General features: G+C 73.7%; 15 protein-coding genes. 4 read left to right on the top strand and 11 right to left on the bottom strand.

What is annotated here, in order from left to right; genetic code table 11:
* Window positions 1-5 precede the first annotated feature (5 nt).
* The 6 genes from cobA to AC1DT4_RS02090 are packed head-to-tail and all read right to left on the bottom strand — an operon-like array spanning window position 6 to window position 6,030.
* A complete protein-coding gene (cobA, locus tag AC1DT4_RS02115; RefSeq protein ID WP_477088114.1) occupies window positions 6-1,202 on the bottom strand; it encodes a uroporphyrinogen-III C-methyltransferase in 1,197 nt (398 codons plus the stop codon).
* Entirely contained in the window at window positions 1,199-2,629 is a 1,431-nt protein-coding gene (locus tag AC1DT4_RS02110) for a sulfate adenylyltransferase subunit 1 (protein ID WP_477088113.1), read from the bottom strand. The genes cobA and AC1DT4_RS02110 overlap by 4 nt, the downstream gene beginning before the upstream one ends.
* Complete coding sequence (gene cysD, locus AC1DT4_RS02105; RefSeq protein WP_477088112.1) at window positions 2,629-3,534, bottom strand: sulfate adenylyltransferase subunit CysD; 906 nt, start codon at window positions 3,532-3,534, stop codon at window positions 2,629-2,631. Before cysD ends, AC1DT4_RS02110 begins: the two co-directional genes overlap by 1 nt.
* Window positions 3,531-4,220, bottom strand: a complete 690-nt coding sequence (locus AC1DT4_RS02100) for a phosphoadenylyl-sulfate reductase (RefSeq protein ID WP_477088111.1) — start codon at window positions 4,218-4,220, stop codon at window positions 3,531-3,533. The genes cysD and AC1DT4_RS02100 overlap by 4 nt, the downstream gene beginning before the upstream one ends.
* The gene (locus AC1DT4_RS02095) at window positions 4,217-4,375 is read right to left on the bottom strand and encodes a hypothetical protein (RefSeq protein ID WP_456787299.1); all 159 of its coding nucleotides are present in this window, start codon (window positions 4,373-4,375) and stop codon (window positions 4,217-4,219) included. The genes AC1DT4_RS02100 and AC1DT4_RS02095 overlap by 4 nt, the downstream gene beginning before the upstream one ends.
* Window positions 4,372-6,030, bottom strand: a complete 1,659-nt coding sequence (locus AC1DT4_RS02090; protein WP_477088110.1) for a nitrite/sulfite reductase — start codon at window positions 6,028-6,030, stop codon at window positions 4,372-4,374. Before AC1DT4_RS02090 ends, AC1DT4_RS02095 begins: the two co-directional genes overlap by 4 nt.
* 352 nt (window positions 6,031-6,382) lie before the next feature.
* On the opposite strand from AC1DT4_RS02090, the gene zapE reads away from it, so the two are divergent.
* Window positions 6,383-7,417 (top strand): cell division protein ZapE, encoded by a 1,035-nt coding sequence (gene zapE, locus AC1DT4_RS02085; protein ID WP_477088109.1) that lies wholly within the window; start codon window positions 6,383-6,385, stop codon window positions 7,415-7,417.
* Between the two features lie 3 nt (window positions 7,418-7,420).
* Here the strand turns inward: zapE and treZ are convergent, their stop codons facing one another.
* From treZ to glgX, 3 genes are read right to left on the bottom strand one after another with little or no spacing between them, the layout of a single operon-like run.
* The gene (gene treZ, locus AC1DT4_RS02080; RefSeq protein WP_477088108.1) at window positions 7,421-9,211 is read right to left on the bottom strand and encodes a malto-oligosyltrehalose trehalohydrolase; all 1,791 of its coding nucleotides are present in this window, start codon (window positions 9,209-9,211) and stop codon (window positions 7,421-7,423) included.
* Window positions 9,212-9,216: 5 nt separating this feature from the next.
* Entirely contained in the window at window positions 9,217-11,727 is a 2,511-nt protein-coding gene (gene treY, locus AC1DT4_RS02075) for a malto-oligosyltrehalose synthase (RefSeq protein WP_477088107.1), read from the bottom strand.
* Window positions 11,724-13,976: a glycogen debranching protein GlgX gene (glgX, locus tag AC1DT4_RS02070; protein WP_477088106.1), complete on the bottom strand. Its 2,253-nt coding sequence runs from the start codon at window positions 13,974-13,976 to the stop codon at window positions 11,724-11,726. The genes treY and glgX overlap by 4 nt, the downstream gene beginning before the upstream one ends.
* A 172-nt stretch (window positions 13,977-14,148) precedes the next feature.
* Between glgX and AC1DT4_RS02065 the strand changes: the two genes are divergently transcribed.
* Window positions 14,149-15,378 (top strand): NAD(P)/FAD-dependent oxidoreductase, encoded by a 1,230-nt coding sequence (locus tag AC1DT4_RS02065; protein ID WP_477088105.1) that lies wholly within the window; start codon window positions 14,149-14,151, stop codon window positions 15,376-15,378.
* Between the two features lie 3 nt (window positions 15,379-15,381).
* Here the strand turns inward: AC1DT4_RS02065 and AC1DT4_RS02060 are convergent, their stop codons facing one another.
* A complete protein-coding gene (locus tag AC1DT4_RS02060) occupies window positions 15,382-16,464 on the bottom strand; it encodes a carboxylate-amine ligase (RefSeq protein ID WP_477088104.1) in 1,083 nt (360 codons plus the stop codon).
* A gap of 123 nt (window positions 16,465-16,587) precedes the next feature.
* Between AC1DT4_RS02060 and AC1DT4_RS02055 the strand changes: the two genes are divergently transcribed.
* Window positions 16,588-17,823 carry a hypothetical protein gene (locus AC1DT4_RS02055; RefSeq protein ID WP_477088103.1) on the top strand — a complete coding sequence of 412 codons (1,236 nt, stop codon included), beginning with the start codon at window positions 16,588-16,590 and terminating at the stop codon, window positions 17,821-17,823.
* Complete coding sequence (gene galE, locus AC1DT4_RS02050) at window positions 17,820-18,800, top strand: UDP-glucose 4-epimerase GalE (protein WP_477088102.1); 981 nt, start codon at window positions 17,820-17,822, stop codon at window positions 18,798-18,800. Before AC1DT4_RS02055 ends, galE begins: the two co-directional genes overlap by 4 nt.
* Here galE and AC1DT4_RS02045 read toward each other — a convergent pair.
* Window positions 18,789-19,646 carry a hypothetical protein gene (locus tag AC1DT4_RS02045; protein ID WP_477088101.1) on the bottom strand — a complete coding sequence of 286 codons (858 nt, stop codon included), beginning with the start codon at window positions 19,644-19,646 and terminating at the stop codon, window positions 18,789-18,791. The genes galE and AC1DT4_RS02045 overlap by 12 nt on opposite strands.
* Window positions 19,647-19,716 lie beyond the last annotated feature (70 nt).

Here is a 19,716-nt window from a genome sequence, read left to right as displayed (position 1 = left end):
CCAACCTAGGCCAGGACCTCCGCCAGCGCCGCGACGTCCCCGATGACCACGACGGCCGGGTTGCCGACGCCGCGCTCGCGTGCGCGGTCCGCGATGTCGGCCAGCGTGCCGACAGTCGTCCGCTGCCCGGGGAGCGTCCCGTTCTCGATGATGGCGACCGGCGTGCCCGGGTCCTTGCCGTGCGCGAGGAGCGCGCGGGTGTGGCCGGGGAGCTGCGCCACGCCCATGAGCAGGACGAGCGTGCCCTCGAGCCGGGCGAGCGTGGACCAGTCGGGCGCGGTGTCGTGCGCCGAGAGGATGGTGAGCTGCCGGGCCAGGCCGCGGTGCGTCACGGGGATGCCGGCCGCGGCGGGGACGGCCAGCGCGCTGGTCACCCCGGGCACCACCTCGACCCGCACCCCGGCCGCCAGGCACGCGAGGACCTCCTCGCCGCCGCGGCCGAGCACGAACGGGTCGCCGCCCTTGAGCCGCACCACGCGGTGACCGGCCTGCGCGCGCTCGACGAGCACCGCGTTGATCTCGGTCTGCGTGAGGGTGTGCGCATGCGGGGACTTGCCGGCCTCGATGATCTCGACGGCGGGGTCGAGCTCGGCCAGCAGCGCGCGCGGCGCCAGGCGGTCGACCACGACGACGTCGGCCTCGGCGAGCGCGCGGCGGCCGCGCGTCGTGATGAGGCCGGGGTCGCCCGGGCCGCCCCCGACGAGCGTCACGTGCCCGGTGGCCGTTCGGTGGTGGCGCAGCGGCAGGGCGCCCGTGTCGAGCAGCACCGCGATCGCCGACCGCAGCGCGGCCGCACGTCGCGGGTCGCCGCCGGCCCCGACGGCGACGGTGACGTCGCCCGAGCGCGCGACGGCCGGTGTCCACGCGGTCGACGCGCTCGCGTCGTCGGCGCGGACGCACCAGAGGCGGGCTGCCTCGGCGTCGGCCGCGACGGCGTCGTCGACCGCGCGCTCGCCCGTCGCCGTGTGGACCAGCCAGGCGCCGTCGAGGTCGGTGGCGAGGTAGTCGCGCGCGCGCCAGGTGACGCGGTCCGCGGCGACCAGCTCGGCCAGGTCCTCGCAGAGCGCCGGCGCGACGACCAGGACGTCGGCGCCGTCGTCGGCCAGGCGCGTCGCCCGCCGGGCCGCCACCGGGCCCCCGCCGACGACGACGACGCGCCGGCCGGTGACGTCGAGCAGGAGGGCGTGCTGCGGGGTGCTCATATGCCGGACCCGGCGAACCAGTCGTCGTCGTCCTGCGCCGGGGTGAGCCGGTCCAGCAGCGTGGCGCCGATCATCCCGGCGGCGAGCGTGGTCCCGTCCGCCGGGTCCACCAGCAGGAACCCGCCGGTGCGTCGGTGCGTGGCGTACTCGTCGAGCACGATGGGCTCGGCGAGCCGGATCTTCACCCGCCCGATCGCGTTGAGCGTGAGCGCCCGGGGCGGGATGTCGGAGGACGTGTCGGTGGCGTCGACCAGGTGCAGCGTGTCGACGCCCTCCCACCGGTCGACGGTGAGGGTGTCGACGTCGAGCCGCGCGTCGACCTCCCGCAGGAGCGCCCGGACCGTGCGGGTGCCGACCCGGACCAGGAGACGCGCGCCCAGGACGCTGCGCTTCTCGGCGAGCCAGCAGACGGTGCCGACGAGGTCCGTCCCGACCTCGACGGTGGCCGCGCTGGGCACGAGGACGTCCCCGCGGGCCACGTCGACGTCGTCGGCAAGGCGCAGCGTCACCGACTGGGGCGCGTGCGCCTCGGTCAGCGGCCCGTCGAACGTGTCGATGCCGACGACCGTGCTGCGCTTGCCCGAGGGCAGGACGGTGATCTCGTCGCCGACCGAGACGACCCCGGAGGCGACCCGGCCTGCGTAGCCGCGGTAGTCGGGGTGCTCCGCGGTGCGGGGGCGGATGACCACCTGCACGGGGAACCGGAAGGGTTCGGAGAGGGCGTCGCGGCCGACCGGCACCGACTCGAGGTGCTCGAGCAGCGTCGGCCCGTCGTACCAGGGCGTGCGCGTGGAGCGGTCGACCACGTTGTCGCCGGCGAGCGCCGACAGCGGGACCGCGGTGACGTCGGGGATGCCGAGGCTGACCGCGTAGGCCGTGAACTCCTGCGCGATGGACCGGAAGGTCGCCTCGTCGAAGTCGACCAGGTCCATCTTGTTCACCGCGAGCACGACGTGCGGCACGCGCAGCAGGGCGGTGATGGTCGCGTGCCGCCTGGTCTGCTCGAGGACGCCCTTGCGCGCGTCCACCAGCACGATCGCGAGCTCCGCGGTCGAGGCGCCGGTCACCATGTTGCGCGTGTACTGCACATGGCCGGGCGTATCGGCCAGCACGAACGCGCGCGTGGCCGTCGAGAAGTAGCGGTACGCCACGTCGATCGTGATGCCCTGCTCGCGCTCGGCGCGCAACCCGTCGGTGAGCAGTGCCAGGTCGACGTCGCCGCCGCCGCGGGCGAGCGTCGCGGCCTCGACGGCGCTCAGCTGGTCGGCCAGCACCGACTTCGTGTCGTACAGCAGGCGGCCGATCAGCGTGCTCTTGCCGTCGTCGACGGAGCCGGCCGTGGCCAGGCGCAGGAGGTCCCGCGTCGCGTGCTCGGTCACGTGCAGGGTCTCCTCGGTGGGTGTGAGCTGGCTGGTCGGGGCGCCCATCAGAAGTAGCCCTCGCGCTTGCGGTCCTCCATCGCGGCCTCCGACGCCCGGTCGTCGGCCCGCGTCGCGCCGCGCTCGGTGAGCCGGCTCGCGGCGACCTCCGCGATGACCTCGGGGACGGTGAGGGCGGCGGACTCGACGGCGCCGGTGCAGCTCATGTCGCCGACCGTCCGATAGCGGACCGTGCGGACCTCGAGCGTCTCGGTCGGGCGCGGGCCGCCCCAGCCGCCGGGCGCGAGCCACATGCCGTCGCGCAGGAACACCTCGCGCTGGTGCGAGTAGTAGATCGAGGGCAGCTCGATCCCCTCGCGCTCGATGTAGCGCCAGACGTCCAGCTCGGTCCAGTTGGACAGGGGGAAGACGCGCACGTGCTCGCCGGGCCTGTGGCGACCGTTGTAGAGGTCCCACAGCTCCGGGCGCTGGCGGCGCGGGTCCCACTGGCCGAACTCGTCGCGCAGCGAGAAGACCCGCTCCTTGGCGCGCGCCTTCTCCTCGTCGCGCCGCCCGCCGCCGAACACCGCGTCGAAGCGGTGGGCCGTGATGCCGTCCAGCAGGGGGACGGTCTGCAGCGGGTTGCGCGAGCCGTCGGCACGCTCCGCGACGCGGCCGTCGTCGATCGCGTCCTGCACGCTCGCGACGACGAGCCGCAGGCCGTACTGCGCGACCACGCGGTCCCGGTACTCGATGACCTCGGGGAAGTTGTGCCCCGTGTCGACGTGCATGAGCGCGAACGGCACCGGGGCCGGCCAGAACGCCTTGCGGGCCAGGTGCAGCATGACGATCGAGTCCTTGCCGCCGCTGAACAGCAGCACCGGGCGCTCGAACTCGCCGGCCACCTCGCGCATGACGTGGACGGCCTCGGACTCGAGGGCGTCCAGCTGCGTCAGGGTCGTCGTACCCGTCATGTGTGCAACCCGCATTCGATCTTGGAGGTACCGGACCAGCGGCCCGCGCGCGGGTCCTCGCCGGGCGCGACGGCTCGCGTGCACGGGGCGCAGCCGATGGAGGCGTAGCCCGCCTGGCGCAGCGGGTTCAGGACGACGTGGTGCTCCTCGACGTAGGCGTCCACGTCGGCCTGGGTCCACGCCGCCAGCGGGTTGAGCTTGACCTTGCCGCGCTTGGCGTCCCACCCGACGACCGTGATGTCCGTGCGGGTCGGGGCGTCCTCGCGGCGCATGCCGGTGACCCACGCGGTGTAGGGCGCCAGGCCGCGCTCGAGCGGCTCGACCTTGCGCAGCGCGCAGCACAGGTTCGGGTCGCGGTCGTGCAGCTTCGCGCCGTGCTCCGCGTCCTGCTCCGCGACGGTCCGCAGGGGCAGGATCGTGCGCAGCTTGATGTCCGTGAAGTCGGCGTAGTAGTCGCGCGTACCCAGGGTCTCGGCGAAGTGGTAGCCGGTGTCGAGGAAGATCACGTCGATGCCCGGGACGGCCTCGGCGGCGAGGTGCACCAGCACCTCGTCGCCCATGGAGGACGCCAGGACCAGGTCGGTGCCGAACGTCTCGGCGGCCCAGCGCAGGATCTCCGACGGGTGGGCGCCCTCGAGGTCGCGGCCGGCCTGCTCGGCGAGCTCCTGGAGGTCGGTGGTGATCATGAGCGCGCCACCAGCCCGACGAACTTCAGCGCGAACGCGCGCGTGCACGAGCGGCACTCCCACTGGCCGTGGGTCTCGCCGGCCGGCCAGAGGTCCTCGCTGGCGCAGAAGGGGCAGTAGTAGGGGACTGCCCGCTCGCCCGACGTTCCGCTCATCGCAGGTCCTCCTCGTCCGCCCGCTGTGCCCACTGCGCGAACAGCTCGCCCTCGGTGCGCTGCTCGTCGAACTTGCGCGTGACGCGCTCGATGTAGTCGGGGAGCTCCTCGGCGGGCACGCGCAGGCCGCGCAGCGTCTTGCCGAGCCCGCTGGTGAGCCCGAGACCGCCGCCGAGGTGCACCTGGTAGCCGTCCTCGCCGCCGGCCAGCGCGCCCTTGAGGCCGATGTCGGCCGTCTGGATGCGGGCGCACGAGTTGGGGCAGCCGTTGAGGTTGATGGTGATCGGCTGGTCGAACGTCGGCAGCCGGTCCTCCAGCTCGCCGATCAGGTGCGTCGCGCGCGCCTTCGTCTCCACGATCGCCAGCTTGCAGAACTCGATGCCGGTGCACGCCATGGTGCCTCGGCGGAAGGTGCTCGCCGCCCGGACCGGGAGTCCCAGCGCCTCGAGCCCCTCGACCAGCGGGTCCACCTTCGCCGACGCGACGTCGAGCACGACGATCTTCTGCTCGACCGTCAGCCGGACCTTGTCGGACCCGGCGGTCTCGACGAGGTCGGCCAGCTGCTGCAGCAGCTCGCCCGAGATCCGACCGACCGTCGGCGCCATGCCGACGTAGAAGTTCCCGTCGTTCTGCGGGTGCACGCCGACGTGGTCGCGACGGCCCGAGGGCGGCGGGGGCGGCTCGGGACCGTCCTCCAGCGTGAAGCCGAGGTACTCGCCCTCGAGCACCTGCCGGAACAGCTCGGGTCCCCAGTCGGCGACCAGGAACTTCAGGCGCGCACGCGTGCGTAGCCGGCGGTAGCCGTAGTCGCGGAAGATGCTCACGACGCCGACCCACACGTCCGGGATCTGCTCGAGCGTGACGAACGCGCCCAGCCGGACGCCCAGCTTCGGGTTGGTGGACAGGCCGCCGCCGACCCACAGGTCGAAGCCGGGACCGAGCTCGGGGTGCACCACGCCGACGAACGCGACGTCGTTGATCTCGTGCGCGACGTCGTGGTGCGGTGAGCCGCTGATCGCGGTCTTGAACTTGCGGGGGAGGTTCGAGAAGCGCGGGTCGCCGATGTAGTTGTCGACGATCGCGCGCACGGCGGGGGTGCCGTCGATGATCTCGTCGGCCGCGACGCCGGCGACGGGGGACCCGAGCACGACGCGCGGGCAGTCACCGCAGGCCTCCTGCGTGCTCAGTCCGACGGCCTCGAGCCGGCGCCAGATCTCGGGCACGTCCTCGACGCGGATCCAGTGCAGCTGGATGTTCTGCCGGTCGGTGACGTCCGCGGTGCCGCGGCCGAACTCGACCGAGATGTCCGCGATGGTGCGCAGCTGCTGCAGGCTCAGGGCGCCGCCGTCGCAGCGCACGCGGAGCATGAAGAACTCGTCGTCGAGCTCGTGCGGCTCGAGCGTGGCGGTCTTGCCGCCGTCGATGCCGGGCTTGCGCTGCGTGTAGAGCCCCCACCAGCGCATGCGTCCGCGCAGGTCCTCGGGCGCGATGCTCGCGAAGCCCTCGCGGGAGTAGACGTCCTCGATCCGCTGCCGGACGTTGAGCGCGTCGTCCTGCTGCTTGAACAGCTCGTTGCCGTTCAGCGGTTCCTTCTGGTCGAACGCCCACTGGCCCTCGGCACGAGCAGCGGGCGGGGCGATCCTGGTCTGCGCCATAGGGGCGTTATCTCCGGGAGAACGTGGACGTGCGACTGCACCCACCGCTTGGGGGAGCGGTTGTCGGGACGCAGACCGCGCGCCCGAAGGGGACGAGGGGCGGGGTCAGTTGCTCCGCGGACAGCAGCACACGCACAGGTCCGCGGTGAGGGTGCACATGCACCGACACGAGAGGCGGAACCCGGGGGCGATCACCTGACGAGGGTGTCACGGGAGCGCGTGACAGGGGAGAGGGCGTCCGGATCATGAGATGTTGCGGTCGACATGTGGGACGAACGTCCAAGAGCAGGTATGTGGACCGTCATGGTCGGCTTTTCGCGCTGCCCCGGGGTGCGACGTAGGCTGCTCGATCGTGACCTCTCCGGACCCCGCGCTGGCCACGCCCAGTCTCACGCAGCGCCGGCCCGTCGTCCCCCCGGACCGCCTGCTGGCCGAGCTCGTCCCGCCCCGGCACTTCGCCGACGAGTCCTTCGCGACCTACCGGCCGGACCCCGCGCACCCGTCGCAGGCGGCCGCCGTCACGCGGCTGTCGGCCGCGGCCGAGGAGATCCGGCGGGGGCCGTCCCGCTCGTGGCTGAAGCGCGGGCGGTCGACGCCGGTCGCGATCTACCTCGACGGCGGGTTCGGCGTCGGCAAGACCCACCTGCTCACGTCGCTCGCGCACGCGGTCGGCGTCGAGGACGCGGCCTACGGCACGTTCGTGGAGTACACCAACCTCGTCGGTGCCCTCGGCTTCCTGCCGACGGTCGAGGCCCTCGCCACCCGCCGCCTGGTCTGCATCGACGAGTTCGAGCTGGACGACCCGGGCGACACCGTCCTCATGTCCCGACTGCTGCGCGAGCTGGCCGACCGCGGCGTCGCGCTCGCGGCGACGTCGAACACGCTGCCCGGCTCGCTGGGCGAGGGCCGGTTCGCCGCCGAGGACTTCCTGCGCGAGATCCAGGCGCTCGCCGCCCGGTTCGAGGTCCTGCGCGTCGACGGCGACGACTACCGGCACCGCTCCGTGGTGACCGACGCGGACGGGCTGCGCGACGACGCCGTCCGCTCCGCCGCGGCCACCCGCACCGACGCCACCCTCGACGACTTCGGCGACCTGCTCGCGCACCTCTCGACCGTCCACCCGAGCCGCTACGGCGCCCTGCTGGACGGCGTCGGGCTCGTCGCGCTCACGGGCGTGCGGCCCGTGCCCACGCAGGACGTCGCCCTGCGGCTCGTCGTGCTGGTGGACCGGCTCTACGACCGCGACGTCCCGGTGCTGCTGGGCGGCGCGGGGGAGCGGGACCTGTTCTCGCCCGAGATGCTCGCCGGCGGGTACCGCAAGAAGTACTACCGCGCGCTGTCGCGGCTGGGCTCGCTCGCGGCGGACGGCGCCGCGCTCGTCGCCTGACCGTCAGGCGAGGACCACGACCGAGCGCGGGGGCGTCAGGACCAGCGCGCCGCCCGGGGTCGGCTCGAGCGAGGCCGGGTCCCACGCCGCCACGGCGTCGAGCGCGTCGTCGGTGTGCACGGGCACCGCGACCTCTTCGCCGGACAGGTTGATCACGACGCGCGCCGACCCGCGGTGCAGCACCATCCAGCCGTCCCAGGGCACGTCCTCCTGGTCGCGCTCGGAGGCGCCGCCCCAGACCAGGTCGGTGGCCGCCAGGTCGCCCGAGGCGAGGTCGGGGACGGACCGGCGGACGGCGATGAGCGTCCGGTACCAGTCGAGCAGGCGCGCGTGCTCCGGGTGGGCCGGGTCGTCGAGCTCCTCGCGCGTGAGCACGGAGCCCCGGAACGTCGCCGGGTCCTGCGGGTCCGGGACCTCGATGTCGCCGCCGTAGAGCACCTCCCAGCCGTGGCCGCCGAACTCGCGGCGCCGGCCGTCGCGGACGGCGGCCGCCAGGTCGGTCTCCGGGTGGTCGGTGAAGAACTGCCAGGGCGTGCGGGTGCCCCACTCCTCGCCCATGAAGAGCAGCGGGCTGAACGGGGACAGCAGGACCAGCGCGGCCTCGACGGCGAGGCGGCCGGGGTCCAGGCGCGCCGAGGGGCGGTCGCCGAGCGCGCGGTTGCCCACCTGGTCGTGCGTCGACGCCGCGACGACGAAGCGGTGGCCGTCGGTCCCGGGCGGCACGGGACGGCCCCAGTCGCGGCCGCGGAACGTCGAGAGGCCGCCGTCGTGCACGAACACCCTGGTCAGCGCCTTGCGCAGGACCTCCGGGCTGCCGAAGTCGCCGTAGTAGCCGTGGCGCTCGCCGGTCACCAGGGCGTGGATGGCGTGGTGCACGTCGTCGTCCCACTGCGCGGTCATGCCCCAGCCGTGCTCGGTGGTCGGGGTGACGGAGACCGGGTCGTTGAGGTCGGACTCGGCGACGAGCGAGAGCGGCCGGCCCAGGGCCTCGGAGAGCGCGGCGACCTCGTCGGACAGCTGCGCGAGCAGGTGCCGGTCCGAGTGGTCGATCAGCGCGTGCACGGCGTCCAGGCGCAGGGCGTCCACGTGGAAGTCGCGGAACCAGCGCAGCGCGCTGTCGCACACCCAGCGGCGCACCTCGGGCGACCCGTCGCCGTCGAGGTTGATCGCGGAGCCCCACGGGGTCTGGTGGTCGTCGGTGAAGTACGGGCCGAACTCCCCGAGGTAGTTGCCGGACGGGCCCATGTGGTTGTGCACGACGTCCAGGCAGACGCCGAGGCCGCGGGCGTGCGCGGCGTCGACGAACGCCTGCAGCGCCGCCGGACCGCCGTAGGGCTCGTGCACGGCGAACGTGGCCACGCCGTCGTAGCCCCAGCCGTGCACGCCGCTGAACGGCGCGACCGGCAGGAGCTCGACCAGGTCGACGCCGAGCGAGGCCAGGTCGTCGAGGTGGTCGATGGCGGAGAGCAGGGTGCCGCCGGACGTGAACGTCCCGACGTGCAGCTCGTAGGTGACGTGACCGCGGGCGTCGACGCCGGCCCAGCCGTCGTCGGTCCAGCCGAACGACCCGGCGTCGTAGACGCGGCTGGGCCCGTGCACGCCCGCCGGCTGCCAGGCGCTGCGCGGGTCGGGCCGGGGCTCGCCGCCGTCGACCGCGAACGCGTAGTCGGTGCCGTGCGGCAGGTCCCGGTCGACGGACCACCAGCCGCCGTCGTCGATCGACATCGGGTGCCGCCCGTCGTCCAGCACGAGGTCGACGTGCGACGCCGACGGCGCCCAGACCCGGGGAAGCATCCCGGTCAGCCCTCGGCCCGCACGAGCAGGGCCACCGGCAGCCGGTCGAGCAGCGGACCGACGTCCACCACGCCGCCCGTGACGGGCCGGTCGGTGAGCACGTCGTGCCAGTCGCCCTCGGGCAGGGCGACGGTGTGGTCGGACCAGCCGCCGAGGCGGTCGACGGCGGCCGCGAGGCGCGTGGCGACCACGGCCACGCGCGCGTGGCCACCCACCGTCCGGGCGTAGGTGAGCGAGTGCCCTGAGGAGTGCGCCAGCGGCAGGAACCCGCTCTCGGGGCCGACGAACGCCTCGGGCAGCGACCGGCGCAGCCGCAGCGCGCGGGAGGTGACCAGCAGCTTCTCGTCGGCGAGGTCCCGGGGGCCGGCACCGTCGTCGAGCCGCGCGAGCCTGGTGACCAGCGGTTCCAGGGGGACGGGCCGACGGTTGTCGGGGTCGACCAGCACGGGGTTCGGGACCTCGGTGCCCTGGTAGACGTCGGCGACCCCCGGCAGCGTCAGCTGGACCAGCTTGCTGCCCAGCGTCGCGGCGCGGACCGCCGGGCGCGTGCGGACCTCCCAGTCGCCCAGCAGCCCCGCGACGACGGGGTCGACCAGCGCCTGCCGCGCGGCGTCGAGCACCGCCCGCTCGTACGCCTCGTCGGGCGCGGTCCACGTGGTGCGGCTCTTGGCCTCGCGGATCGCCTTGGTGAGGTACTCGACCAGCCTGTCCTCGGTGATCGGGCCGGCGTCCGTCCACGTGCCCGCGAGCGTCTGCCACAGGAGGTACTCGGTCCGCCCGTCGAGCAGCGCGCTGCGGTAGGGGGCCGACGCCGCCCGCAGAGCGTCGACGAGGACGGACCACTCGCGGGGCAGCTCGCTCAGCACGCCGAGGCGCGACCGGGTGTCCTCGCCGCGCTTGGTGTCGTGCGTGGACAGGGTGGTCATCCCGAGCGGCGCGGACACCTGCTGCTCCGCCGCCCAGGCGGACAGGTCGGTGGGCGTCAGGGCGAACTGCTCGGGCGCTCCGCCGACCTCGCAGAGCCCGGTCAGGTGGGTCCAGCGGTAGAACGCGGTGTCCTCGACGCCCTTGGCCATCACGGCACCGCAGGTCTGCTGGAACCGGACGACGAGCTCGTCCCGGCGCGGACCCCGGGTGCGCCCGGCGCTGCCGACCTCGCGGCCCAGCAGGAGGTCGACGACGACGTCCATGGTCGCGCCGCGCTCCGGCGACAGCCGGGCGCGCGCGTGCGCGGCCGCCGTCTGCATGACCTCGAGCGACTCCGGGTGCACGGGCTCGCCGGGGACGACGTACGCGCGGTAGCGGTCGAACGCGACGAGCAGCTCGATGAGGCAGTCCTCGAGCGCGCGCCAGGTGTGGTCGCGCAGCCGCAGGTCGCCGCGGCAGATGTCCGCGGCGAGCGACGTCAGCCGGTGCACCTCGGCGTAGAGGGGGCCGTCGACGATCTCGCGCTTGGCCCGCTCGGCGATCGCCGGGAACGCGTCCGACGTGTCGCCCGTGAGCCGGTGCATGACGGCACCGAGCACCGCGGCGCCGCCCGGGTCGACGAACGTCTGCTGGATCCGCCACAGCGCCTCGTACCCCGTGCTGCCGGCCGTCTCCCAGTCGGGGGGGAGCGTCTCGTCGCCCTCGAGGATCTTCTCGACGACCACCCAGGCGCCCCCGCTCGCGTCGCGCAGCCGGGCGAGGTAGCCGCCGGGGTCGGCGAGGCCGTCGGGGTGGTCGATCCGCAGGCCGTCGATGGTGCCGTCCGCGAGCAGGGACAGGACGAGCGCGTGCGTGGCGTCGAACACCGCGGGGTCCTCGACCCGCACCGCGAGCAGGGTGCCGACGTCGAAGAAGCGCCGGTAGTTGAGCTCCTCGTCGGCCACGCGCCAGTACGCCAGCCGGTAGTGCTGCCGCTCGACCAGCTCCGCCAGCGCCAGCGACTCCGTGCCCGGACGGACGGGGAACACGTGGTCGTGGTAGCGCAGGACGGTCCGCGTGCCCTCGCCCGGGATCTCGACTTCGTCCAGCTGCAGCTCGTCGCGGCCGAGGACCGCCCCGATGCGGTCGCCGAGCACGGGCATGAGCACCGCGCCGTCGCCCGCGGACCAGTCCACGTCGAACCAGTCGGCGTAGGCGGAGTCAGGCCCCTCGGCGAGCACCGACCACAGGGCGCGGTTGTGCCAGACCGGGGTCGGCACCGCCATGTGGTTGGGCACGATGTCGAGCACCAGGCCGAGGCCCGCGTCGTGGGCCGCGTCCGCCAGCCGGCGCAGCGCGGGCAGCCCGCCCAGCGAGGGCGCGATCTCGTCGTGGTCGACCACGTCGTACCCGTGGGTCGATCCGGGAGCGGCGCGCAGGATCGGCGAGAGGTACACGTGCGTCACGCCGAGCGACGCCAGGTACGGCACGCGCCGCGCGACGTCGTCCAGCGTGAGGTCCTCGCCCAGCTGGACGCGGTAGGTCGACGTCGGCACCGGCTTGCCCGCCGTCGGCAGCCGGCGGGTCGGGGTCGGGCGCGGGTCGCTCATGCGGACGGGCGCGGCCGGGTGGTGCGTCGCTTCGGCTTCTCGTCCGCCGACTCCCCGTGCTTGCGGCCCCTCGTCTGCTTGGCCGCCTCGCTCGACGCCGTCGCCACCGCACCGATGCCTGACGACGTCGGCGACGGAAGGATCGAGGGACGGGTGAACACGATGATCGACTTCTCCCGGAGCTCCAGGGTGGTGCCGGCCGCGACCGTGCTGCCGGCCTCGATCTGCGAGTCCGTGTCCACCACGGCCGTCCACACGTCCCCGAACTGGTTCTGGGGGAGCGTGAACGTGGCGGCGTCGGGCTGCCCGTTGAACAGCACGAGGAAGCTGTCGTCCACGATCTCCTGGCCGCGCAGGTCGGGCTCGAGGATCGCGTCGCCGTTGAGGAACACCATCACCGCGCGCGCGTGGTCCGCACCCCAGGCCTCGTCGCGCATGCGGTGGCCGTCCGGCGCGAGCCAGGCCAGGTCCAGGAGGTCGGACTGGTCCGAGAGGTCCGGCTGGCCGGCGAAGAAGCGACGGCGTCGGAACACGGGGTGGTCCTGCCGGAGTCGCACGAGCCGGCGCGTGAACTCCAGCAGGTCGGTCTTGTCCTCGTCGAGGTCCCAGTCCACCCAGGAGAGCGGGCCGTCCTGGCAGTAGACGTTGTTGTTGCCCTGCTGGGTGCGGCCCAGCTCGTCGCCGTGGGCGATCATCGGGACGCCCTGCGAGAGCAGGAGCGTCGTGAGGAAGTTCCGGCGCTGCCGCGAGCGCAGGGCAGTGATCGTGGCGTCGTCAGTCGGTCCTTCCGCGCCGCAGTTCCAGGACCGGTTGTGGCTCTCGCCGTCCTTGTTGCCCTCGCCGTTCGCCTCGTTGTGCTTCTCGTTGTAGGACACGAGGTCGGTGAGCGTGAAGCCGTCGTGGGCCGTCACGAAGTTCACGCTTGCGATCGGGCGGCGGCCGGTGTGCTCGTACAGGTCCGAGGACCCCGACAGGCGGCTGGCGAACTCGCCCAGCGTCGACGGCTCGCCGCGCCAGAAGTCCCGGACCGTGTCGCGGTACTTGCCGTTCCACTCCGACCACAGCGGGGGGAACCCGCCCACCTGGTAGCCGCCGTCACCGACGTCCCAGGGCTCGGCGATGAGCTTGACCTGCGAGACGACCGGGTCCTGGTGGACGAGGTCGAAGAACGCGGACAGGCGGTCGACCTCGTGGAACTGCCGGGCGAGCGTGGCCGCCAGGTCGAAGCGGAAGCCGTCGACGTGCATCTCCAGCACCCAGTAGCGCAGCGAGTCCATGATCAGCTGCAGCACGTGCGGCGACCGCATCAGCAGCGAGTTCCCGGTGCCCGTGGTGTCGAAGTAGTGCGCCTGGTCCTCGTCGACGAGCCGGTAGTAGTTGGCGTTGTCCAGGCCCCGGAAGCTCAGGGTCGGGCCCATGTGGTTGCCCTCGGCGGTGTGGTTGTAGACCACGTCGAGGATGACCTCGATGTCGGCGGCGTGCAGCTCCTTGACCATCGCCTTGAACTCCTGCACCTGCTGGCCGGCGTGCTGGAACGCCGCGTAGCCGTTGTGCGGGGCGAAGAACCCGATGGTGTTGTAGCCCCAGTAGTTCGACAAGCCCCTCTCGACGAGGGACGGGTCGTTGACGAACTGGTGCACGGGCATGAGCTCGACGGCCGTCACGCCGAGCGACGTGAGGTGCTCGATGACGGCGGGGTGCGCCATGCCCGCATAGGTGCCGCGCAGCTCCTCGGGGATGGCGGGGTGCTGCATCGTCAGGCCGCGCACGTGCGCCTCGTAGATGACCGACTCGTGGTACTCGTGCTGCGGCGGGCGGTCGTGGCCCCAGTCGAAGTACGGGTTGATCACGACGGAGGTCATCGTGTGGCCTGCGGAGTCGTCGTCGTTGCGCTCGTCGGGCGCGTCGAACCGGTACGAGTACAGCGAGGGGTCGCCGTCGATCTGGCCGTCTATCGCCTTGGCGTAGGGGTCGAGCAGCAGCTTGTTCGGGTTGCAGCGCTGGCCCTGCGCCGGGTCGTACGGACCGTGCACGCGGTAGCCGTAGCGCTGCCCGGGGGCGATCGCCGGCAGGAACCCGTGCCACACGAACGCGTCGACCTCGGTCAGGTCCACCCGAGTCTCGGTGCCGTCGTCGGCGAACAGGCAGAGCTCGACTCGTTCGGCCACCTCCGAGAAGAGGGCGAAGTTCGTCCCTGTCCCGTCGTAGGTGGCGCCCAGCGGGTAGGGGCGTCCCGGCCACATCAGCATGCATGCCAGGGTGCCAGTCGGGCGTCCATCTGGCGCGGGGTGCGTCGGGTTCGTCCGGGTGGAGTTCGACACACCGCAGCCGTTGCATCCGGACCCGCGACCTGGTGCGCTGGCCTTCGGCACCGAGGTCGGGGACCCGCCCTCCGGTCGTCCGACGAGAGGGAGGACAGCCGTGACCGGTCAGGTCGTGGTCGTCGGTGGCGGGTTGGCCGGCGCGAAGACGGTCGAGGGGCTGCGGGAGCGCGGCTACGACGGCCGCGTCGTGCTCCTGGGCACCGAGACCGAGCGCCCGTACGAGAGGCCACCCCTGTCCAAGGGCTACCTGCAGGGCAGCGAGGAGCGCGACGGCGCGTTCGTGCACCCCGTGGACTGGTACGCGGCGCACGACGTCGAGCTGCGCCTCGGCACGACGGTCACCTCGATCGACCTGGCGGCGCGCGACGTCATCGACGGCTCGGGCACCCGGACCGCGTGGGACCACCTGGTGCTCGCGACCGGTTCCGAGCCGCGCCGGCTCGATGTCCCCGGCGGCGGGCTCGCGGGGGTGGTCCAGCTGCGGACGATCGACGACAGCGACCGCCTGCGCGCCCTGCTCACCGCCGGCAAGCACGTCGTGGTCGTCGGCGGCGGCTGGATCGGGCTGGAGGTCGCCGCCGCGGCGCGGGCCGCCGGTTGCACGGTCAGCGTGCTGGTGCGCGACCCGCTGCCGCTGCTCGGCGTGCTCGGCCCGGAGCTGGCGGCGATGTTCGCGGAGCTGCACCGGGAGAACGGCGTCGACCTGCGGACCCGCACGGAGGTCTTCGAGATCGTCGCGGGCGGCGACGGCACGCACGTCGGCGCGGTGGAGCTGGCGGACGGCACCCTGGTCGACGCCGACCTGGTGGTGGTGGGGATCGGCGCGGCGCCGCGGGTGGACCTGGCGAAGGGTGCGGGGCTGCACGTCGAGGACGGGGTCGTCGTGGACGCCCACCTGCGCTCGTCGAACCCGCACGTCCTCGCGGTCGGCGACATCGCCCGGGCGCACCACCCGTTGCTGGGCACGCACGTCCGGGTCGAGCACTGGGCGAACGCGCTCAACCAGCCCGCGACCGCGGCGGCGACGATCGCCGGCGCGGACCAGCCGTACGACGCGCTGCCCTACTTCTTCACGGACCAGTTCGACCTCGGCATGGAGTACGCCGGGTACGTCGGGTCCCACGGGTACGACGAGGTGGTCGTCCGCGGCGACCTGCAGGGCCGGGAGCTCATCGCGTTCTGGCGGCGCGAGGGGCGCGTGCTGGCCGGCATGAACGTCAACGTCTGGGACGTGGTGGACGACGTGCAGGCGCTCATCCGCTCGCAGGCGGTCGTGGACCGCGACCGGCTCGCCGATCCCGACGTGCCGCTGGCGGACCTGCTGTAGCGCTCAGGCGAGCGTGCGCTCGGCCGCGCGGCGGACCACGTCGTCGTCGTCGGCACCCTCGGCGCGCCAGCCCAGCTGCTGGATCGCTCCGTTGCCGCGCCGGAGCACCGTGGCGAGCTGGCGCTCCACCCACGCGAGGTCGCCCGACGCGGTCAGCGCCGGGCGCACGTGCTCGACCAGCTCGGCCACCACCTCGGCGGCGGGCAGCGGCTTGCCCGAGCGTGGGCTGACCAGGTCGCCCGTGAGGCCCGACCGGGCCGCCCGCCACGTCGCCGCGCGCAGCAGCTCGGTGCGCGGCTGGGGCGCCGGCTCGCCGGCCGTGTCCGCCAGAGCCCGCACGAGGGCCGCCTGGAGCGCGGCGTCGTCGGCGTCCAGGCAGACGTCCGCGACGCGCACCTCGACGGTGGGGTAGCGCGAGGAGAGGCGGGCGTCGAAGTAGACCATCCCCTCGTCCAGGATCGCCCCGGAGCGCAGCAGGTCGTCGATGACCGCGCGGTACCCCGCCGCGTCCCCGAACGGCGCGGTCGGGCCGGCCGTCGGCCATCGCCCCCAGACCTGCGACCGGTACGACGCGTAGCCGGTGCTGCTGCCCTGCCACGACGGGCTGTTGCCGCTCAGCGCGAGCAGCACGGAGTTCCAGGGGCGCAGGTGGTCGAGGATCCGGACGCCCTCGTCCTCGTCGGCGATCTCCACGTGCACGTGGCATCCGCAGGTGAGCTGGTCACGAGCGGTCTGCGCGAACTCCGCCCGGATGGCGTACGCGCGCTTGTCGGGCAGGACGGTGGACTCCACGACCTGCGGCGCCGACGCCAGTGCGGCGATGCGTGCACCCGCGAGCCGGGCGAGCGCGTCGGTGCGCTCGCGGCCCGCGCGGATCTCGGCGGCGAGCTCGCCCAGGTCGGCACGCGGCGGGGTGGACGTCTCGATCTGCTCCTGCTTGAACTCCTTCTCGACGTCACCGCCCGGCTCGTCGCTGGCCGCCCCGTCCGCCGCGGCGGCGTGCCGCAGCACGGTGACCGCGACCGACGTCGGTCTGCCCTCGGGCGTGACCAGCAGGAACTCCTCCTCGACACCCAGGGTTCGCATCGGAACAGTGTGGCGGCGCGATCACCCGACCGCGCGGGCAAGCCGGCCCGAGTGCCGCGCTGGGGGCTCTATGCTTCCGCCCGGGCACTGCGACTGCAGTGGACGGGGGCGACGGGGGCCGACGTGGGCGCGGGGAGCCGTGAGAAGGGCGAGGCGCGGTCGACGACGACCGTCGCCGGGGTCGACCCGTACCCCTGGAAGCTCGTCACGGTCGCGTTCCTGGCGGTGGCCGCCGTCCTCACCGTGGTGGTGACGCTGGCGAACCCGTACCGCCGCGCGCCCGACCTGGACCCGACGCTCACCGGCCCGGCCTGGCTCGACGGCTGGTTCCACTACGACGCCGGCTGGTACCTGCGGATCGTGACCCAGGGGTACGACTACGTCCCCGGTCAGCAGTCGAGCATCGCGTTCTTCCCCGTCTACCCCCTGACCGTGCGCGCGGTCGGCACCGTGCTGGGCGACGACCAGCTCGCGGGAACCCTCGTCGGCGTCCTCGCCGGGCTCGCGACGGCGCTCGTGTTCGGCCGCTGGGCCTGGGACCGGCTCCCGCGTCGGTCCGCGACGCTCGCGATCGCGCTCCTGCTGGTCTACCCGTACGCGATGTTCCTCTACGGCGCCGTCTACGCCGACTCGCTCTTCATGCTCTGCACCATCGGCGCGTTCCTCCTCCTGGACCGCCGCTGGTACGTCGCCGCCGGGCTGGTGGGCGCCCTCGCCACCGCCGGCCGGCCCGTGGGCACCGCGGTCGTGGTCGGCCTGGTCGTGCGGACGCTGGAGATCGTGGCCCAGGACCGCCGGACCGACCCCAGCCTCCCGGTCGGCTGGCGCGACCTGGTGGGAGCACTCCGACACGTCCGGCTGCCGCAGCTCGGGGTCCTGCTGTCCGTCCTCGGGCTCGCCCTGTGGTCGGGCTACCTCTGGCTGGCGTACGGCGACCCGCTGGCGTTCGTGCACGTGGAGTCCGCGCCCGGCTGGGACCAGGGGGTCGGCCCGCACACCTGGTTCAAGCTGGGGTACGTCGAGCTGGTCCGCGACGGGCACTACCGCACGGCGGCCCTGCTGACGCTGCAGGCGATCGTGTGCGTCCTCGCCGTGCTGCTCCTGCCGCGGGTCTGGCGGCTGTTCGGCTGGGGCTACCTCGCCTACGCCGCCGTGGTGCTCCTCATCCCCATCGTGGGCACCGACGACTTCATGGGGACCGGTCGGTACGCGCTCGCGGCCTTCCCGGTGGTCGCGGCCGCCGGGGACTTCCTCGCGGGCCTCCGGTCGCGGGCGCTGCGCACCGGCGTGCTCGCCCTGAGCGGCGTGCTCCTGGTCGTCCTGACCGTGCTCTTCGGCATCTCCTTCGAGGTGTCATGACCGTCCTGGTGACCGGGGGAGCCGGCTACATCGGTGGGCACGTGGTCCGGGCGCTGCGCGCGGCGGGTCGGGACGTGCTGGTGGTCGACGACCTGAGCACGGGGCGGCGGTCGCGGCTCGGTGACGTCCCGCTCGAGCGCCTCGACCTGGCCGACCCGCGGTGCGTGCCTGCGCTGGTCGCGGCGATGCGGCACCACGCCGTCACTGCCGTCGTGCACCTCGCGGCCCGCAAGCGGGTGGACGAGTCGGTCGTCCGTCCGCTCTGGTACTACGCCCAGAACGTGGGCGGCCTGGCCCACGTGCTCGACGCGATGCAGCGCGCCGGGGTCGGGGTGCTCGTGTACTCCTCGTCGGCGGCGGTGTACGGCTGCCCGACGACGGGCATGGTGCACGAGGACGACGCGCTCGTCCCGATCAACCCCTACGGCCGGACCAAGCTCGCCGGCGAGCTGCTGGTCCGCTCCGCCGCCGGCGCCACGGGTCTGCGAGCGGTGTCGCTGCGGTACTTCAACGTCGCGGGTGCGGGAGCGTCCGAGCTCGGTGACGACGTCGTGGCCAACCTGGTCACGCGCGTGTTCGACCGGCTGGCCCGCGGGCTGCCGCCGGAGCTGTTCGGCGCGGACTACCCGACGCCGGACGGCAGCTGCGTGCGCGACTTCGTGCACGTGGTGGACCTCGCCGAGTCCCACGTCGTCGCGCTCGACCGGTTGGAGGGCGACGGGCTGCGCTCGGACGCGTTCAACATCGGCATGGGCCGCGGCGTCTCCGTGCTCACGGTGCTCGAGCTGCTGGGCACCGTCACCGGGCTCGACACGACGCCGCAGGTGCTCGGCCCGCGGGACGGCGACCCGGCGCGCGTGGTCGGAGCCGTCGAGCGCGCCCGCGACGAGCTGGGCTGGACGGCGCGCGCGGGCATGACCGACATCCTGCGCAGCGCGTGGGACGCGTGGCAGGCCGGGCCGCGGCTACACCCCTGACACCGCCGCGTCGACGCTCTCCGGGGCACCGAACCGGGCGACCACGGTCGCACCGACGAGCACCAGGACGAACCCGAGCGCGGCCGCGACGGCGGCTCCGGGCGCCGGACGGTCGCCCGCGAGCGCGATCCCCAGGAGCGCGCCGGCGACGGTCTCCACGCCGACCATGAGGGCGGTCACGGCGACGACGGGGGCCCGGCGCAGGGCGAGCGCAGACGCCGCGAGCCCGAGCCCGCCGGACACCGCGGCGCACCAGACGACGGGGTCGGTGACCAGGTCGAGCGGCGCCCAGCTGGTCGCGGTGTGCGCGCCGAGCGCGAGGACGGCGAAGGCGAGCCCGGCGAGGACGGCGAGCACCAGTCCGCGTCGTCGGGTCGGCGCTCCCAGGGCCGTGACGGCCGTGCCGACGACGAGCGCCACGGTGCCGCCGACCACGATCCAGGTCGCGGCCGCGCCGACGTCCGAGGCCTTCTGCGACTCCACCGCGGACGCGAGGATCACCAGGCCCGCACCGAGCCCCGCGAGGCCGAGCCAGTCGGTCCAGCGCAGCCGCGCGCCCAGCACGGCGACGGCGAGCAGCGCGGCGACGGCCAGGCTGGACGCCCGACCCGCCTGGACGGCGAACAGGGGCAAGGTCTGCAGGGCGACGAACGACAGGACGAAGCCGGTGGCCACCAGGACGAGGGCCGCCAGGTAGACCGGGTTCCGCGCGAGTCCGCCGACCAGCGCGGCGTCGAGACGCGACTCCTTCGGCAGCCGTCGGACCGCCACGGCCTGGAGCACGATCGCGGTCCCCGAGCACAGGGCGGCACCCGCCACGCAGAGCAGTGCAGCTCCCACCGACATGACCCCCTCGTCCAGCCGGGCGTGGTCATCGCTCCGGGCTCGCCGCGGAAACCCTATGCTCCACGCGGGC

The organism is Cellulomonas sp. P4_D11, assembly GCF_056401915.1.
The sequence above is the reverse complement of the archived record's forward strand: the minus strand, read 5'-3'. Positions and strand labels throughout refer to the sequence as shown.

Bases quoted from the DNA above. Each gene is read 5' to 3' on its own strand.
- AC1DT4_RS02045 (WP_477088101.1), bottom strand. From the start codon at position 19,646: ATGTCGGTGGGAGCTGCACTGCTCTGCGTGGCGGGTGCCGCCCTGTGC.
- cobA (WP_477088114.1), bottom strand. From the start codon at position 1,202: ATGAGCACCCCGCAGCACGCCCTCCTGCTCGACGTCACCGGCCGGCGC.
- treZ (WP_477088108.1), bottom strand. From the start codon at position 9,211: ATGCTTCCCCGGGTCTGGGCGCCGTCGGCGTCGCACGTCGACCTCGTG.
- AC1DT4_RS02060 (WP_477088104.1), bottom strand. From the start codon at position 16,464: ATGCGAACCCTGGGTGTCGAGGAGGAGTTCCTGCTGGTCACGCCCGAG.
- AC1DT4_RS02090 (WP_477088110.1), bottom strand. From the start codon at position 6,030: ATGGCGCAGACCAGGATCGCCCCGCCCGCTGCTCGTGCCGAGGGCCAG.
- AC1DT4_RS02095 (WP_456787299.1), bottom strand. From the start codon at position 4,375: ATGAGCGGAACGTCGGGCGAGCGGGCAGTCCCCTACTACTGCCCCTTC.
- glgX (WP_477088106.1), bottom strand. From the start codon at position 13,976: ATGCTGATGTGGCCGGGACGCCCCTACCCGCTGGGCGCCACCTACGAC.
- AC1DT4_RS02110 (WP_477088113.1), bottom strand. From the start codon at position 2,629: ATGGGCGCCCCGACCAGCCAGCTCACACCCACCGAGGAGACCCTGCAC.
- galE (WP_477088102.1), top strand. From the start codon at position 17,820: ATGACCGTCCTGGTGACCGGGGGAGCCGGCTACATCGGTGGGCACGTG.
- cysD (WP_477088112.1), bottom strand. From the start codon at position 3,534: ATGACGGGTACGACGACCCTGACGCAGCTGGACGCCCTCGAGTCCGAG.
- AC1DT4_RS02100 (WP_477088111.1), bottom strand. From the start codon at position 4,220: ATGATCACCACCGACCTCCAGGAGCTCGCCGAGCAGGCCGGCCGCGAC.
- treY (WP_477088107.1), bottom strand. From the start codon at position 11,727: ATGAGCGACCCGCGCCCGACCCCGACCCGCCGGCTGCCGACGGCGGGC.